The 16,434-nt window shown below is 71.9% G+C and carries 11 protein-coding genes; 1 reads left to right on the top strand and 10 read right to left on the bottom strand.

Translation table 11 applies throughout. From position 1 onward, the window contains the following. Positions 1–86: 86 nt before the first annotated feature. The 4 genes from A6A06_RS03615 to A6A06_RS03600 form a co-directional block, all read right to left on the bottom strand. Entirely contained in the window at positions 87–2,507 is a 2,421-nt protein-coding gene (locus A6A06_RS03615; protein ID WP_079193761.1) for an ABC transporter permease, read from the bottom strand. Further along, positions 2,504–3,190 carry an ABC transporter ATP-binding protein gene (locus A6A06_RS03610; protein WP_073758658.1) on the bottom strand — a complete coding sequence of 229 codons (687 nt, stop codon included), beginning with the start codon at positions 3,188–3,190 and terminating at the stop codon, positions 2,504–2,506. The genes A6A06_RS03615 and A6A06_RS03610 overlap by 4 nt, the downstream gene beginning before the upstream one ends. Before the next feature lie 218 nt (positions 3,191–3,408). Then, complete coding sequence (locus tag A6A06_RS03605) at positions 3,409–3,747, bottom strand: hypothetical protein (protein WP_073758656.1); 339 nt, start codon at positions 3,745–3,747, stop codon at positions 3,409–3,411. After that, the gene (locus tag A6A06_RS03600; RefSeq protein ID WP_073758654.1) at positions 3,744–4,721 is read right to left on the bottom strand and encodes an SPFH domain-containing protein; all 978 of its coding nucleotides are present in this window, start codon (positions 4,719–4,721) and stop codon (positions 3,744–3,746) included. Before A6A06_RS03600 ends, A6A06_RS03605 begins: the two co-directional genes overlap by 4 nt. 290 nt (positions 4,722–5,011) lie before the next feature. On the opposite strand from A6A06_RS03600, the gene A6A06_RS03595 reads away from it, so the two are divergent. Beyond that, positions 5,012–7,261, top strand: a complete 2,250-nt coding sequence (locus A6A06_RS03595; protein ID WP_073758652.1) for a transglycosylase domain-containing protein — start codon at positions 5,012–5,014, stop codon at positions 7,259–7,261. Positions 7,262–7,339: 78 nt separating this feature from the next. Here the strand turns inward: A6A06_RS03595 and A6A06_RS03590 are convergent, their stop codons facing one another. From A6A06_RS03590 to A6A06_RS03565, 6 genes are all read right to left on the bottom strand, one after another. Then, entirely contained in the window at positions 7,340–8,803 is a 1,464-nt protein-coding gene (locus tag A6A06_RS03590) for a catalase (protein ID WP_073758650.1), read from the bottom strand. Between the two features lie 173 nt (positions 8,804–8,976). Then, positions 8,977–11,250, bottom strand: a complete 2,274-nt coding sequence (locus A6A06_RS03585) for a SpoIIE family protein phosphatase (protein ID WP_073758648.1) — start codon at positions 11,248–11,250, stop codon at positions 8,977–8,979. Between the two features lie 47 nt (positions 11,251–11,297). Next, a complete protein-coding gene (locus tag A6A06_RS03580; RefSeq protein ID WP_073758646.1) occupies positions 11,298–11,981 on the bottom strand; it encodes a class I SAM-dependent DNA methyltransferase in 684 nt (227 codons plus the stop codon). Between the two features lie 278 nt (positions 11,982–12,259). Beyond that, complete coding sequence (gene fomD, locus A6A06_RS03575) at positions 12,260–12,979, bottom strand: cytidylyl-2-hydroxypropylphosphonate hydrolase (RefSeq protein ID WP_073758644.1); 720 nt, start codon at positions 12,977–12,979, stop codon at positions 12,260–12,262. A gap of 56 nt (positions 12,980–13,035) precedes the next feature. Then, entirely contained in the window at positions 13,036–14,448 is a 1,413-nt protein-coding gene (locus A6A06_RS03570; protein WP_073758641.1) for a class II fumarate hydratase, read from the bottom strand. Positions 14,449–14,576: 128 nt separating this feature from the next. Next, entirely contained in the window at positions 14,577–16,271 is a 1,695-nt protein-coding gene (locus A6A06_RS03565; protein ID WP_073758639.1) for a fumarate hydratase, read from the bottom strand. Positions 16,272–16,434: the final 163 nt, after the last annotated feature.

The raw sequence follows: 16,434 nt of genomic DNA, 5'->3' as shown, positions 1-16,434 counted from the left end.
GCTACAGCCGTGGTGTATACGCGTCGTGCATAGCACCGCCGGTGCCCCGGGGCCCGTGGTACGGACCCCGGGGCACCGGCGCCGGGTCACTCCGTACGCAGCCCGTCCGCACGCATCATGCGCCACAGCGGCGGCATGCTCAGCAGCGTCACGAGTACCACCAGGCCGCCTCCGACCAGGGGCAGCGGCCACACCGCCGACCAGGCGACGCCGCTCTTGTCCGCCAGCATCAGCAGCACCCGGCCGAGTCCGAGACCACCGGCCACCGCGAGCACCAGGCCCAGGGCCATGGGGATGGCGGTCTGCCACAGCACCGACCAGGCGAGCGTGCCGCGCCGGGTGCCGAAGGCCACCAGGACCGACAGCAGGCGGCGGCGTTCGCGCAGCTGCTCCAGGGTGGTGACCAGCATGCTGGCGGCGATCAGCGTCATGGTCGCGATGGACGCGATCATCAGGCCCCGGCGCACGGTCACGTAGCGCGGGTCCTCCTTGCTGTCCGACAGCTGGAAGACGGTGGATGCCAGGTCGGTGCGGGCCGCGGTGTTGCGGGCGTACTCGGCGGCGTCCGGGACGGCCGGGTCCAGCCGGATCATGGCCCTGGCCGTGGGACGGGCCAGCTTCGCCATGTCGACCGCTCCCAGGGTGGCGTACAGGCCGGTGACCTGCTCGCCGCTCGGGTCCGGCCGGGCGTCGACCGTGCGGATCGTCCGGGGCAGGGTCCAGGGCCTGGGCTTGCCCACCCGCTTGCCGTCCTCGTCGAAGTCGTTGAGGAGCACCGTGCCGCCGGGGTGCACGACCTTGGGCAGGTCCTCGTCGGTGAAGGAGCCGGCCCCGCCCTTGATCACGAAGACGTCGCCGTCCTTGCACGTGCCGCCCGGCCGGGCGATCTCCTGCAGGGTCGCGCAGGAGCCGACCGAGACGGAGGTGCTCAGCGGGTAGCCGCCTTCGTTGCGCTCTCCCTTGGCGGACAGGATCTGCGAGCTGACGGTGGCGATGACACCGCTGACGCCCTTGGTGTGCTTGAACTCGTCGATCATCTTCTCCGTGGCGGCGCCGTCCCGGGCCGGCAGCATGACCTGGAGCTGCGCCCGGGAGGAGTCCTGCCCGGTTCTCTCCCGGTAGTCGCTGCCGACGGCCGCGAACAGCATCTGCAGCGCGATGGCACCGGCCACGGCGACGGTGATGCCGCTGACCGCGCGGGCCGCACTGCTGCTGCTCAGCTGGAGCCGGCGGGTGGCCAGCTGCCACGGGACCCGGCCGCCGTTGAGCCGCGTCACGACCGCTTCCACCAGCCAGGGCAGCAGCATGGTCAGGCCCAGCAGCGTCAGGACCGCGCCGCCGCCGATCTGGTACGGGTTGATGGACTTCGTGTCCTTGTCGACCGTGCCGTACATCGCCAGCAGCGCCAGCCCGATGAGCGGGATCGGCAGCCGCCACCACAGCCGGCGCCGGCGCGGGACGGCGTTGCGGACGACGCCCAGCGGCTCGATGGCGACGCCGCGCAGCGCGAAGAGCGAGACCGCGACGGCCGACGCCGGGACGGCCAGCGCGATCAGGACGGCCAGCGCGGGGACCGGCGTCAGGTCGGCGGGGAAGGCGTTGAGGCTGCTGATGTCCAGCTTGTCGATGAACTGCCGCCCGAAGAGGAACAGCCCGACGCCCACGGCCAGCCCGAAGAGCGAGCCGAGCAGCGCCTCGCCCGCGGCGATCCGGCGCGTCATGCGGTTGTCGGCGCCCACCAGGCGCAGCGCGGCCAGCCGCCGGTCGCGGCGCTCACCGCCGAAGCGGACGGCGGTGGCGATGAAGATGGCCACCGGCATCAGCAGGACGACGCAGCCCACGAGGATCAGGACGAGCAGGACCGGGTCCATGGGCCGCGACTGGAGGCTGTCGCCGAACCCGGTGGTGCGGGCGACGCCGCCGCCGCTCCCCGGATCGAGGGTGAGACTGGCGCTGCCCGCGTAGTAGCGGTGCTCGGCGGGCCCGACCAGGCCCTCGTCGCCGATGGTGCCCACCACGCGCCACGGGAGCCGGTCGCGCAGCAGTTCGCCGTCCGGGGACTCCAGGAGCTTCTTCAGGACGGGCGAGACCACCATCTCGCCGGGACCCGGCATCCGGTCCACGCCGGGCGGCAGCGCCGGGCTGCCGCCTTCCGGGCGCAGCAGGACGCCGTCCACGTCGGTGCCGCGGAACTTGGAGCCCAGGTTCTCGTAGAGGACGGTGCTGTCGGAGCGCTTCGCCTCGTGTTCCGACATGACGATCTGGCGTGCGGTGCCGCGGTCGCTGCGGTGTTGCAGCAGGGTCGGTACGGAGGCGGCGCCCAGCAGCAGGGCCGCGCCGAGGCCGACGCCGATGGCGGTCAGTGCCGTACGGGCCCAGCCCTCGCGGCCGCTGGCGACGGCGAAGCGCATGCCCATGACGAGGTCGCGGAACCAGACGGCGAGGCCGGCCGGGGCCTTGCCCTGCTGCTCGTCGTGGTCCGCGGGGCGGTGGTCGACGGCGGTCATGAGGTGCCCGCCATTTCCCGGGCCTGGCCGTCGCGGACGACGATCTCGCGGTCGGAGTAGGCGGCGACCCGGGCCTCGTGGGTGACCAGGACGACGGCGGCGCTGGTGTCGCGGGCCGCTTCGGTCAGCAGGGTCATGACGCGTTCGCCGTTGAGGGAGTCCAGGGCGCCGGTGGGTTCGTCGGCGAAGATCACGCGGGGCCGGGCGGCGAGGGCGCGGGCCACCGCGACGCGCTGGCCCTGGCCGCCGGAGACCTCGCCGGGCCGCTTGTCCCGTACCGCGCCGACCTCCAGCCGCTCCAGCCACTCCAGGGAGCGCTCCTCGGCCTCCTTGCGCTTGACGCCGTTCAGGCGCAGCGGCAGGGCCACGTTCTCCACGCAGGTCAGTTCGGGGACGAGCTGCCCGAACTGGAAGACGAAGCCGAAGTCGGCGCGGCGCAGGGCGCTGCGCTGCGCGTCGCTCATCTGCGTCAGGTCGCGGGAGCCGTAGAGCACGCTGCCGGAGTCCGGGCGGACGATGCCGGCGAGGCAGTGCAGCAGGGTCGACTTGCCGGAGCCGGAGGGGCCCATGACGGCGACGACCTCGCCGGGGTGGATGGAGAACTCGGCGCCGTCGAGCGCGTGGGTCGAGCCGTACGCCTTGTGCAGGGCGCTGGCCTTGAGGAGGGAACCGGCCGGGGTCATAAGAGGGCCTCCGGAAGTGCGGACAGGGGCGGTCCGGGCGGCGGGGCCGGGGCTCCGCCGGCCGGGGCGCGCCCTGGGGCCGCGCAGGGCGCCCGAGACTGCCCCGGTAGGACATGCGGAGCACTCTACATGGTGTGTATACCTGTGGTGTATACCCGGGCCGTAAGCAGCCGGAGGCCCCGCCCGCGAACGGGCCGGACCTCCGGCTGCTTCCGTCGTCACCCGCCCGGACCGGCCCCCTCCGGAGGCTCCGGCTCCCCGTCGGCCGCCGGCTCCACGGCCTTCGGCGGCCGCCCCCGGCGGGGCATCCCGCCCGCGCCCTTCGGCAGCCGCCCCGCGTCCGCCAGGGCCTTGCGCAGCAGGAACTCGACCTGGGCGTTGGCGCTGCGCAGCTCGTCGTCGGCCCAGCGGGCGAGCGCGTCGTGCACCAGCGGATCGAGCCGCAGCAGCATCTGCTTGCGCCGCTGCGCCCGCCGCTGCGCCGCCTGGCCGCCGTCCGCGGGCCCGGCGGCCCCGGGGGCGTCCCGGGGCGCGTCCCGGGAGCCGCCCTCGCTCACTGGTAGAGGGAGCCGGTGTTCAGTACGGGCTGGGCGGCCCGGTCACCGCACAGCACCACCATCAGGTTGCTGACCATGGCAGCCTTCCGCTCCTCGTCCAGTTCCACGATGCCCTGCTCGTTGATGCGGGCCAGCGCCTGCTCGACCATGCCGACCGCACCCTCGACGATCTGCTGGCGGGCCGCCACGACCGCGCCGGCCTGCTGCCGCTGGAGCATCGCCGAGGCGATCTCAGGGGCGTACGCGAGGTGGCTGAAGCGGGACTCGATGATCCGTACGCCCGCGGCCTGCACCCGCGCGGTCAGTTCGACGGCCAGCTTCTCGGTGATCTCCTCGGCGTTGCCGCGCAGCGACAGCGCGTCCTCGTCGTGCGCGTCGTACGGGTACTCGATGGCGATGTGCCGCACCGCCGCCTCGGTCTGGGTGGCGACGAACTCCAGGAAGTCGTCGACCTCGAACAGCGCCTGCGCGGTGTCCTCGACCTGCCACACCACGATGGAGGCCAGCTCGATCGGGTTGCCGTACGCGTCGTTGACCTTCAGGACCGCGGTCTCGTGGTTGCGGACGCGGGTGGAGATCTTGCGGTCGGCGGTCAGCGGGTTCACCCAGCGCAGGCCGTCCTCGTGGATGGTGCCGACGTAGCGGCCGAAGAGCTGGATGACCCGGGCCTCGCCGGGGGCGACCATCTTCACGCCCGTCATGCAGAACAGCGAGCCCACCAGCAGAAGGACACCGACGATGATCATCGGCACGCCCACCGGCTGGTTGCCGCCCGAGGCGAGCACGCCGCCACCGATGATCATGCCGAGCCCGGCGAACACGCCGAGGACGGTGAGCAGCAGGCCCAGGCCGCCCGGGATGCTGTGCGCCACCGTCTCGCGGACCTGCGGGCGGGGCATGTCGGGGGCGTCCGCCGCGAGCTGCGTCCCGCCGCCGGTCCCGTCGGTGCCGCCGGCCGGAGTCTGGTCGGTCATGTTTTCTCCCCGTTCCTCGTGAGAATCCCCGTGATCCGCGCCGGGTCGCCGCACGGCTGTGCCGTGGCCGGATCCGTGCGGATCGACTGTGCTTACGCCAGCTTAGCAAAGTGATAGCACTTTAAGAGGGCTCTCAGACGGATACGGCATCCTCACCGGACGGTTCCCCCGGTTCGGGTGCTCTTTGTCACGTCAGGAAAAGCCTTGATCGATGAGCATTTGTTGACAGATGCGGTGTTAGCTTCGTGAGCTGAGTTATTGGGGGCGGAACGACTGGAGTTGCGGGAGCGATGGGGCGAGCGGACGCGAGGCGAGCGGCTCAGGGGCGTAAGCGCCGGGCGAAGCCGAAGGGCAAGAAGGGGGGCATACGCCGCTTCTTCACCTGGAAGAAGCTCCTCGGGGCCTTCCTCGGCGTGTGCCTGCTGGGCATCCTCGGCTTCGTCGGGCTGTACCTGTACGTGGACGTGCCCGACGAGGGCAACTTCCAGGCCACGAGCCAGAGCAACGTCTACAAGTACGCCGACGGCACGATCATGGCCCGCAAGGGCGCGGAGAACGCGGTGAACCGCGAGACCGTGAAGATCGACCAGATCCCCAAGCACGTCCAGCACGCCTTCGTCGCGGCCGAGAACAAGACCTTCTACCAGGACTCCGGCGTCGACCTGAAGGGCACCCTGCGCGGCGTCCTCAACACCGTCAGGGGCCAGGGCAAGCAGGGCGGCTCCACGATCACCCAGCAGTACGTCAAGAACTACTACCTGAGCCAGGAGCAGACGGTCAGCCGCAAGCTCCAGGAGATCGTCATCTCCCTCAAGGTGGACAACAAGCTGAGCAAGGACGACATCCTCGCCGGCTACATGAACACCAGCTACTACGGCCGCGGCGCGTACGGCATCCAGGCCGCGGCGCAGGCGTACTACGGCGTCGACGTCGACAAGCTGACCGTCAGCCAGGGCGCCTACCTGGCCTCCCTGCTCCAGGCGCCCAGCCAGTACGACTGGGCCATCGCCTCCCCCGCGGGCCAGAAGCGGGTGCAGGAGCGCTGGGCGTACACGCTCGACAACATGGTCGAGATGACGTGGCTCGACGCCGCCGACCGGCAGAAGCAGACGTTCCAGAAGCCCATCAAGCCGAAGCCGATGCCCGGAGTGGCCGGACAGGTCGGCTACTTCATCGACGCCGCCAACCGGGAACTGATCGCCAAGGGCGTCGACGAGAAGGAACTGTACGCCGGCGGCTGGACCATCACCCTGGGCATCGACAAGAAGAAGCAGCAGGAGCTGGAGAAGGCGGTCAAGAACAAGCTCACCGACCGCCTCGACCCGACCCGCCGCAAGGCGGACCGGGACGCCCAGCTCGGCGCCGTCTCGGTCGACCCCGCGACCGGCCACGTCCTGGCGATGTACGGCGGCGCGGGCTACACCAAGCACTACATGAACAACGCCACGCGGGCCGACTTCCAGCCCGCCTCCACGTTCAAGCCCCTGGTCTTCGCCTCCGCCCTGGAGAACCACGCCAAGACCCAGGCCGGCCTGCCGATCACGCCCGACACCATCTACGACGGGCGCAACCGCCGTCCGGTCGTGGGCAAGAACGGCCCCGTCGGGTTCGCCCCGCCCAACGAGGACGAGCACCCGTACGGCAAGATCAGCGTCCAGCAGGCCACGAACAACTCCGTCAACGCCGTCTTCGCGCAGATGGGCGTGGACGCGGGCCTGGACGAGGTCAAGAAGACGGCCGTCGGCATGGGCCTGAACGACAAGTTCCCGGTCCGGCCCGCCATGACGCTCGGCACCATGGGCGCCAGCCCGCTCCAGATGGCCGGCGCCTACGCCACCCTCGACAACCACGGCAAGAAGGTCGACCCGGCCCTGGTCGTCAAGGCCCAGCACGGCGCGCAGGAGACCGAGCTGCCCGACCCCGTCGGCTCCCAGGTGCTGACCCGCGAAACCGCCGACACCGTCACCTCCGTCCTGCGCGGCGTGGTCAACGACGGTACGGCCAAGTCCGCGATCGGCAGCACCGACTACCAGGCGGCGGGCAAGACCGGCACCTCCGACGACAACAAGTCGGCGTGGTTCGTCGGCTACACGCCGAAGCTGGTCACCGCGGTCGGCATGTTCGGCGAGGAGGCCAAGGGCGGCAAGCAGGTCACGCTCAAGGGCACCGGCGGCGGCGGGCGCGTCAACGGCGGCGGCTACCCGGCCGAGGTCTGGGCCACGTACACGGCCGCCGCGATCGGTGAGAACACCGGGGAGAAGTTCGACCTCGACACGGACCTCGGCGCCGGGGTGCCCCCGACCAACACCCCGCCGCCGAGCAACCCTCCCTCGCAGACGCCGTCCCAGACCCCGTCCCAGACGCCGTCGCAGACCCCGTCGCAGACGCCTTCGAAGTCGCCGTCGCAGACGCCCTCGAAGCTGCCGTCCCACACGCCGTCGCGGACGCCCACGCAGACTCCGGAGTCGCCTCCCGTCTCCCCGTCGTCCGGTGCGGGCGGCAGCAACGGACGGCCGGACGGATTCGAGGACTTCGACTGACGGACGGCCTGCGCCGCAACGCCGTGGCCCCCCGCCTCCTGGCGGGGGGCCACGGCCGTTCCGCTCTTCCGCCGCTGGTCAGCCGCCGTTGAACCGCGCGGCGATCCGGTCGCCGACCGCCTTGTCCACGTTGCGCCAGTACTGCAGGGCCCGCTGAAGCACCGGACGGCTCACGCCCTTCGACAGGTGCCCGGCGACGTTGTCCACCAGCCGCCCGCGCGCCGCGTCGTCCAGTACGTGCCGCACCTGGGTGCCCGCCTGCCCCCAGTCGTCGTCATCGCGGCGCAGCTTGTACGCCTCGCGCACCATCTCGCCCGCCGCGTACCACCCGGCCGGGTCGCCGAAGTTCTGCGTGTCGGCCGCCGGACCGCCGTACGAGTTCGGCGCGTACGGGCGGGCCGCGTTGGACGGCTCGTAGCGCATCGGGCCGTCCTTCGCGTACGAGTTGACCGCCGAGTGCGGGCGGTTGGGCGGCAGCTGCATGTAGTTCGGGCCGATGCGGTAGCGGTGGGTGTCCGGGTAGGAGAAGAGCCGGCCCAGCAGCATCTTGTCCGGCGACGGGCCGATGCCCGGCACCATGTTGGACGGCTCGAACGCGGCCTGCTCGATGTGGACGAAGAAGTCCTCGGGGTTGCGGTCCAGCGTCATCCGGCCGACCTCGACCAGCGGGTAGTCGCCGTGCGGCCACACCTTGGTCAGGTCGAACGGGTTGAAGCGGTAGTCCGGCGCGTCGTCGAACGGCATCACCTGGACGTACATCGTCCACGTGGGCGCGTCGCCGGCCGCGATCGATGCGTACAGGTCGCGGCGGTGCAGGTCGCCGTCCTCGCCCGCGAGCCGGTCCGCCTCCTCCTGCGTCAGGAAGTCGATGCCCTGGTCGGTCTTGATGTGGTATTTGATCCAGAACCGCTCGCCGCCGCCGTTGACCCACATGTACGTGTGCGAGCCGTAGCCGTTCATGTGCCGGTACGTCTTCGGGATGCCGCGGTCGCCCATCAGCCAGGTGACCATGTGCGCCGACTCGGGCGACAGCGTCCAGAAGTCCCACTGCATGTCGTGGTCGCGCAGCCCGCTGTCCGGGCGGCGCTTCTGCGACCGGATGAAGTCCTGGAACTTGCTCGCGTCCCGCACGAAGAAGACCGGCGTGTTGTTCCCGACCAGGTCGTAGTTGCCGTACTCGGTGTAGAACTTCAGCGCGAAGCCGCGCGGGTCGCGCCAGGTGTCCGGCGAGCCCTGCTCGCCCGCGACCGTCGAGAAGCGGGCCAGCATCTCCGTGCGCCGGCCCGGCTGGAAGAGGTCCGCCTTGGTGAACTGGCTGACATCGTTCGTCACCTCGAAGAACCCGTACGCCCCGCTGCCCTTGGCGTGCACCACCCGCTCGGGCACCCGTTCGCGGTTGAACTGGGCCATCTTCTCGATGAGGTAGTGGTCCTGGAGCAGCACTGGTCCGTCCGGCCCCACGGAGAGCGAATGCTCGTCACTCTCGACCGGGACACCGGCGTTGGTCGTCGTACGCGGGACGTCGTGCGCGGAGCTGGTCATGGCGGAGCGCCTCCCGGTGGGGTCGTCAGTCCCTTATGTCCACCCCAGCAGTCAACTCCGCCGACGCGGTGTCGGCAACCGTTGGACGCCGTCCGGTTCGAGACGAAGTCCGGCCGCCGGTACGCCCTGCGGCGGCCCGGCGGCCCCGTACACCGACGCCCGGAACACCCCGCCTACGGGGCGTCCCCGAACGGCATGGACAGCTCGAACCACACCACCTTGCCCGTGCTCAGCCGCGTCGCGCCCCAGCGCCGGGCCATCCGGTTGACCAGGTACAGACCGCGCCCGCCCTCGTCCGACGGCCGGGCCTGGCGCAGCCGGGGCAGCTGCGGGACGTCGTCGCCGACCTCGCAGCGCAGCACGTCGGTACGCAGCAGCCGCAGCGTGATCGGCCGCTCCGCGTACCGCACCGCGTTCGTCACGACCTCGCTGACCAGCAGCTCCAGCTGGTCGGTCAGCTCCTCCAGGCCCCACCGGGACAGCGCCCGGCGGGCCAGCCGGCGCGCCTGCCCGGCCGTCTGCGCCTTCGGGTCCAGGTACCAGTACGCGACGTCGCTCGGCGCGATCCCGTCGAACCGGGCCGCGAGCAGCGCGATGTCGTCGTCCCGGTCACCGGGACCGAGCATGTCCAGCACCTCGTCGCACAGCGGCTCCAGCGGCGGCGGGTTGGGCCCGGTCAGCCGGGCCGTCTCCGTCAGCCGCTCGCGCAACTGCTCGATGCCGGTCCACACGTCCCGGATACGGGACTCCACCAGGCCGTCCGTGTACAGCACCAGCGTGGCGCCCGCGGGCGCGTCCAGCTCGACCGCCTCGAAGTCCACCCCGCCGACGCCGATCGGCGCGCCCGGCGGTACCCGCAGCACCTCCGCGCGCCCGCCGCGGTGCAGCATCACGGGCGGCGGGTGCCCGGCGTTGGCGACCATGATGCGGTGCGCCACCGGGTCGTAGACCGCGTACAGACACGTCGCCATCCGGTCCGAACCGAGCCGCTGCGCCTGCTCGTCGAGATGGTGCAGCACCTCCTGCGGCGGCAGGTCCAGACCCGCGAGGGTCTGCGCGGTGGTGCGCAGCTGGCCCATGATCGCCGCGGAGGTCATGGAGTGGCCCATGACGTCACCGACGACCAGCGCCACCCGGCTGCCGGGCAGCGGGATCGCGTCGTACCAGTCGCCGCCCACCCGCGCCGTCTCCGCGGCGGGCAGATAGCGGCTGGCCAGCCGCACGCCGGTGGGCTGCGGCAGCGAGTCCGGCAGCATCGTGCGCTGCAACGCGTCGGCGATGTACGCCTCGCGCCCGTACAGCACCGCCTTGTCGACGCCCAGCGCCGTGTGCGTCGCCAGCTGCGCCGCCACCAGCAGGTCGTCCGCCTCGAAGGCCGGACGGTCCGGGCGGCGCAGGAACACCGCCGCGCCGATCACCCGGCGGCGGCCGCGCAGCGGCGCCAGGATCACCCGGTGCCCGGCGGGCAGGTGGGTGAGCGGGCCGAGCAGCTCCGGCAGCGCCGCACGCGCCGCCTGCACCTCGCCGAACAGCGGCCGCACGCCGCGCAGCACCTCCGCCAGCGGCCCGCCCGGCAGCACCTCGGACAGCTCCGCCGCGCTGCCGCCCATCGCCGGGCTCAGGTCCGGCTGCGCGGGCAGCATCGGCAGCCGCCCGCCGTTGGTGTCCGGCTCCTCGGGAATCCGGTCGGTACGGCGCAGCCGCAGCACCACCGGCCCGGTCGGCCGCTCGTCGCCCACCGGCAGCGGGTCGCGCAGATAGACCAGGATGGCGTCGGCGAACGTCGGCACCGTCGCCCGGCACAGCCCCAGCACGATCTCGTCGAGGTCTATGCCGCGGGCGATCCGCCGGGTCGCCGCGCCGATGAACCGCAGCCGGTCGCCGCCCGCCTGACGCGCCGCCAGCAGCTCGACGCTCTCGGCGGGCTGCGCGGGGTGCGCGGAGCGGGCGGGCGGCGCGTCCGGGCCGCCCGCCTGGTCGGGGGCCCGTCCGGCCGTCTCGCCGCGCGCGCCGGAGTCCACCGGGACGCCGTGCGGTGCGGCGTGCGGCGGGACCCCGGGCGTCTCCTCGGGGCGCGGCCGGCCGGCGCCGTCGCCGCCCGTACGGCTGCCGTCCCGCGGCCGGCCGATGCCGCCGGTGGCGCCGGCGGGGTCGCTGTCGCCGGGGCCCTGCCGGGGTGCGGCCCCGGCGCCCGGCTCCTCGCGGCGGTTGTCCGCGGCGTACGCAGAATCGTCACCGCGCGGCGCCGCTGGAGCCATGTCAGCCACCTCGGCCGGTCTGCGGGCCGCCCGGCCGGAGCCGGGCGGCGTGGACTGCCCCGCGAGGCCGCGGGGATCGGCGGCCGTGCCGGACGGCGCCGGCTCGGGCAGGCCCCCGTGCGGGGTCGCCGAGGACGCGGCAGGCGGGGCGGCCTGCCGCGGTTCGTGGGAGGTCGGGTGCTCCGTCACGCGTGGGATTCCATCCGTCCGGGGCTGCGCGCGTGGCGCGCCGCGTCTCAAGCGCGTCGCAGGTGCAGGAAGAGCTGGATCTCGGGTGGGGTGTCCGTACTGGCCGGGGCATACGCATACGATTCCTCCCCGGTGACTTCGAAGCCCGCGTCGTGCACGACCTGGCGCAAGTCGTCCCGCAGGTAACCGGATACCCGGATCGCGCTGCCCAGGAACGGAATCGCGCAGTCGTCCAGATCGGCTTCGACCATGGACAGGGCGAGCAGCCCGCCGGGCCGCAGCAGGGCGTGCAGCATCCGCAGGGTGTACGGGATCTCCGCGCGGGGCAGCATCAGCAGCGAGAAGAAGGCGGCGGCCCCGTCGAAGGAGCCAGGGCCGCCGAGCCGGCCGTCGCGCAGGTCGGCGATGTCCAGCCGGTGGAATTGGGCCGCGGGGACGTTGTCCCGGGCCAGTCCGACCATCGAGGGGGAGAGGTCCACACCCACGACCGTGTGTCCCGCGTCGGCCAGCTGACGCGCCGTCGGCACGCCCGTGCCGCAGCCGACGTCCAGTACCCGCGACCCGGGCGGCAGCGCGGCCGCGAGCCGGGCGCCGGCCGCGAGCTGGCCGTCCTTGTGCGGGAAGGCCTCGTCGTAGCGGTCGCCGATCGCGTCGAACGCCTCCGCCTGCCCCGCCCGGTCCAGGACTAACCCGTTCAGGCCCTCGTATCCGTCGTAGCCTTCAGCGCTCACGACCTCGCCTCTCCTGCGACCGCGGTCAAGTTCGGGGCTCCTTCGGAGCCACGTCCGTGCAGTTCCGTGCAGTCTTGAGTTACGCCTGTGCAGTCTTGTGGAGGACGATCCTACGGTTGATCCCCAGGGGCGCATCAAGGGGGCTCACTCGCACGCCACGTCACGCCCGTACCTGCTCACCGGTACGCCCGGAGCCGGCCCGCCCCCGGCTGGGCGGCAGCGGCGGCCAGCGCGCGGGCACACCGGACGCCCGCGGGCCCCTGCCCGCGGGCGTCCGGTCACTCCCGTGGGCCGGGCAGCGCCCGGCCCCAGTCCTCCGGCAGACCCGGCACGGCCCACGCCGGATCGGGCCGCCAGTCCTCCCAGCCGGAGTCGAACGGCACCCCCCACGCGGCGATGTGCTCGACCGCCGCGCGGCCCGCCGCCCGTACGTCCGCCGCCAGCGCGGGCGGCATCAGCCCGTCCCGCTGGGCCTGCGCGAACTCGTCCTCGTCCCGCCACTCCCAATGCCGGTCCGGGTACACGCAGATGTCCAGGAAGTGGTCCTGGGAGTCGAGGCCGCCCGCCCAACGGCGACGCGGCTCCTCCAGGTTCACGTACCAGTTCTTGAAGTGCCAGCCGGGCTCCCAGAACAGCCACACCGACCAGGGGTCGCCCGGCCGGGCCAGCTTCAGCACGCCGGTGCCGAACCACTGGTCGCGGCTGGTGCGGCGCGGCTTGGTGTAGCGGCTGGTGAGCGGCTCGCGGTGGACGGGCGTCCCGTCGGCCAGCACCGGCTTGACGCAGGGCGTGCCGGGGGCCATCCACACCGCGAGCAGCTCGTCGGTGTCCTGTACGACGGTCATCGGACGGCAGATGTGGATACCGTCGCCGGCGTTGTCGCGGTAGCGCCACAGGATGTGGTCCCCGGGCGCCCAGCGTCCCGGTCCGTCCACGGCGGCCCGCATGCCCTTCGCCCCGGCGGCGCCCTTCCTCGTCTCCACCATGTCCGCTGTCATGAGCAGATCCTAGAGGGGCGCCGCTGCCCGTGCTGTGACGGAAGCCGCACGGACCGTCACGGATGTGTCATACCCAGTACATCCAGCGCCTCGTCCAACTGCTGCTCCGTCAGCAGGCCCTGGTCGACGTACCCGGACGCGATGACCACCTCGCGGATCGTCCTGCGCTCGGCGAGCGACTTCTTGGCGACCTTGGCGGCCTCCTCGTACCCGATGTACTTGTTGAGCGGGGTGACCACCGACGGGGACGACTCCGCGTACTCCCGGGCCCGTTCGGCGTTGGCGGTGATCCCGTCGACCGTGCGGTCCGCCAGCAGCCGGGTGACGTTGGCCAGCAGCCGTACCGACTCCAGCACGTTCTTCGCGATGACCGGCAGCATCACGTTCAGCTCGAAGTTGCCCGCGGCGCCCGCCGCGGCCACCGTCGCGTCGTTGCCGGTGACCTGCGCGGCCACCATCAGCACCGCCTCCGGGATCACCGGGTTGACCTTGCCCGGCATGATGGACGAACCGGGCTGGAGGTCGGGCAGGTTGATCTCGGCGAGGCCGGTGCGCGGCCCCGAGGCCATCCACCGCAGATCGTTGGCGATCTTCGTCAGGCCGACGCCGATGGTCCGCAGCTGCCCGCTGGTCTCCACGACCGCGTCGCGCGCGCCCTGCGCCTCGAAGTGGTTGCGCGCCTCGGTCAGCGGCAGCCCCGTCGTCCGCGCCACCTCGGCGATCACCGCGGCGGGGAAGCCGGGCGGGGTGTTGATGCCGGTGCCCACCGCCGTACCGCCCAGCGGCAGTTCGGCCAGCCGCGGCAGCGCGGACCGCAGCCGCTCGACGCCGTAGCGGACCTGTGCCGCGAAGCCGCCGAACTCCTGGCCGAGGGTGACGGGCGTGGCGTCCATCAGGTGCGTCCGGCCCGCCTTGACGACCTCGGCGAACTCCGACTCCTTGCGCTCCAGCGCCGCCGCCAGGTGTTCCAGCGCCGGGATCAGGTCGTGGGTGACGGCCGCGGTCGCCGCGATGTGGATCGAGGACGGGAAGACGTCGTTGGACGACTGGGAGGCGTTGACGTGGTCGTTGGGGTGCACGTCGCGGCCCAGCCGCTCGGTGGCGAGGGTCGCGAGCACCTCGTTGGTGTTCATGTTGGACGACGTGCCGGAGCCGGTCTGGAACACGTCGACGGGGAAGTGCTCGTCCCACCTGCCGTCGGCGACCTCCGCCGCGGCCTCCTGGATCGCCGCCGCGACGTCCTCGTCCAGCACGCCCAGCCCGGCGTTGGCCTTGGCCGCCGCGGCCTTGATACGGGCCAGCGCCTCGATGTGCGCCCGCTCCAGCCGCTGCCCGGAGACCGGGAAGTTCTCCACCGCGCGCTGCGTCTGCGCCCGCCACTTCGCGCGGGCGGGGACCTTCACCTCGCCCATCGAGTCGTGCTCGGTCCGGTACTCGCCGTTGTCGCCGCTCAGGCCGTTGTCGCTCATACCTGTGTCAGTGCCCGGGAACGGTGATTCTGTTCCCGGGCACCGGCAGCTTTCGTCCGTCGGACCGGCACGTTTCGTCCGTCAGGCGGTACGGGACGGGCGTACCCCCTGACGAGGCCGTACGGACGTCAGGCGGTCCGCACCGGAATGCTGGTGAAGGTCGGAGCGGGCGCCGGGTCCTGGAAGAAGTCGTTGCCCTTGTCGTCCACGACGATGAACGCCGGGAAGTCCTCGACCTCGATCCGCCAGACCGCCTCCATGCCCAGCTCCTCGTATTCGAGGACCTCGACCTTCTTGATGCAGTCCTGCGCCAGGCGCGCCGCCGGGCCGCCGATCGAGCCCAGGTAGAAGCCGCCGTGCGCGTTGCACGCGGCGGTGACCTGCTGGGAGCGGTTGCCCTTGGCCAGCATGACCTTCGAGCCGCCCGCCGCCTGGAACTGCTCGACGTAGGCGTCCATGCGGCCGGCCGTGGTCGGGCCGAAGGAGCCGGACGCGTAGCCCTCGGGGGTCTTCGCCGGGCCCGCGTAGTACACCGGGTGGTTCTTGAGGTACTCGGGCATCTCCTCGCCCGCGTCCAGCCGCTCCTTGATCTTCGCGTGTGCGATGTCACGGGCGACGACCAGCGTGCCGGTCAGCGACAGCCGCGTCTTGACCGGGTGCTTGGTCAGCTCGGCCAGGATGTCGTCCATCGGGTGGTTCAGGTCGATGCGTACGGCGTCGAGGTCCGGGCCCGCGCCTTCGGTCAGCTCCGCCTCGGTCGTCTCCGGCAGGAAGCGTGCCGGGTCCTTCTCCAGCTGCTCCAGGAAGACGCCCTCGGCGGTGATCTTGGCCACGGCCTGGCGGTCCGCCGAGCAGGAGACGGCGATGGCGACCGGGCAGGACGCGCCGTGCCGGGGCAGGCGGACCACGCGTACGTCGTGGCAGAAGTACTTGCCGCCGAACTGCGCGCCGATGCCGATCTTCTGCGTCAGCTCGAAGACCTTCTCCTCCAGCTCCTTGTCCCGGAAGCCGTGGCCGGTGGGGGAGCCCTCGGCGGGCAGCTCGTCCAGGTAGTGCGCGGAGGCGTACTTCGCGGTCTTCATCGCGTACTCGGCGCTGGTGCCGCCGACGACGATCGCCAGGTGGTACGGCGGGCAGGCGGCCGTGCCCAGCGAGCGGATCTTCTCCTCCAGGAACTTCATCATGCTCGCCTCGTTGAGGACGGCCTTCGTCTCCTGGTAGAGGAAGGACTTGTTGGCGCTGCCGCCGCCCTTGGCCATGAACAGGAACTTGTACGCGCCTCCGTCGGTGGCGTACAGCTCGATCTGGGCCGGCAGGTTGGAGCCGGTGTTCTTCTCGTCCCACATGGTCAGCGGGGCCATCTGCGAGTACCGCAGGTTCAGCTCGGTGTACGCGTCGTAGATGCCGCGGGAGAGCGCTTCCTCGTCACCGCCCGGGGTCAGCACGTTCTGGCCGCGCTTGCCCATGACGATCGCGGTGCCGGTGTCCTGGCACATCGGCAGCACGCCCGCCGCCGCGATGTTCGCGTTCTTCAGCAGGTCCAGCGCCACGAAGCGGTCGTTGGCGGAGGCCTCGGGGTCGTCCAGGATGCGGCGCAGCTGGGCGAGGTGGGCCGGTCGCAGATAGTGCGAGATGTCGTGCATCGCCTCGGCGGCCAGCTTGCGCAGCGCCTCCGGCTCGACCTTGAGGAACGTGCGCCCGTCGGCCTCGAAGGTGCTCACACCCTCGGAAGTGACCAGGCGGTAGGGGGTGTTGTCCTCGCCTACGGGGAGCAGGTCGGTATAGGCGAATGCCGGGCGGTCTGGGTGGGAGACGGGGGACATCAGGGCCATTCCTCACTGGGCGGTGGTTATCGGCTGACATCTGCGGCAGCGCCCGACCAGCGTAGAACCCCTGCTCCCGGTCGCCGCTGTGAGGTAAGGCTCACCTGGAATGCCGCCGGGGTCGCGCGTCCCCTAGTCGCGATCTATCGCGTTTCGGTAGTCT

Origin of the sequence: Streptomyces sp. CB02923, assembly GCF_001905005.1 — a bacterium.
Classification (GTDB): Bacteria; Actinomycetota; Actinomycetes; order Streptomycetales; family Streptomycetaceae; genus Streptomyces.
This window is presented reverse-complemented; position numbering and strand designations above follow the sequence as displayed.

What these genes read in the sequence shown, in the direction of transcription:
- fomD (WP_073758644.1), bottom strand. Translation starts at nt 12,979, where the DNA reads ATGACAGCGGACATGGTGGAGACGAGGAAGGGCGCCGCCGGGGCGAAG.
- A6A06_RS03610 (WP_073758658.1), bottom strand. Translation starts at nt 3,190, where the DNA reads ATGACCCCGGCCGGTTCCCTCCTCAAGGCCAGCGCCCTGCACAAGGCG.
- A6A06_RS03615 (WP_079193761.1), bottom strand. Translation starts at nt 2,507, where the DNA reads ATGACCGCCGTCGACCACCGCCCCGCGGACCACGACGAGCAGCAGGGC.
- A6A06_RS03590 (WP_073758650.1), bottom strand. Translation starts at nt 8,803, where the DNA reads ATGACCAGCTCCGCGCACGACGTCCCGCGTACGACGACCAACGCCGGT.
- A6A06_RS03570 (WP_073758641.1), bottom strand. Translation starts at nt 14,448, where the DNA reads ATGAGCGACAACGGCCTGAGCGGCGACAACGGCGAGTACCGGACCGAG.
- A6A06_RS03595 (WP_073758652.1), top strand. Translation starts at nt 5,012, where the DNA reads ATGGGGCGAGCGGACGCGAGGCGAGCGGCTCAGGGGCGTAAGCGCCGG.
- A6A06_RS03600 (WP_073758654.1), bottom strand. Translation starts at nt 4,721, where the DNA reads ATGACCGACCAGACTCCGGCCGGCGGCACCGACGGGACCGGCGGCGGG.
- A6A06_RS03565 (WP_073758639.1), bottom strand. Translation starts at nt 16,271, where the DNA reads ATGTCCCCCGTCTCCCACCCAGACCGCCCGGCATTCGCCTATACCGAC.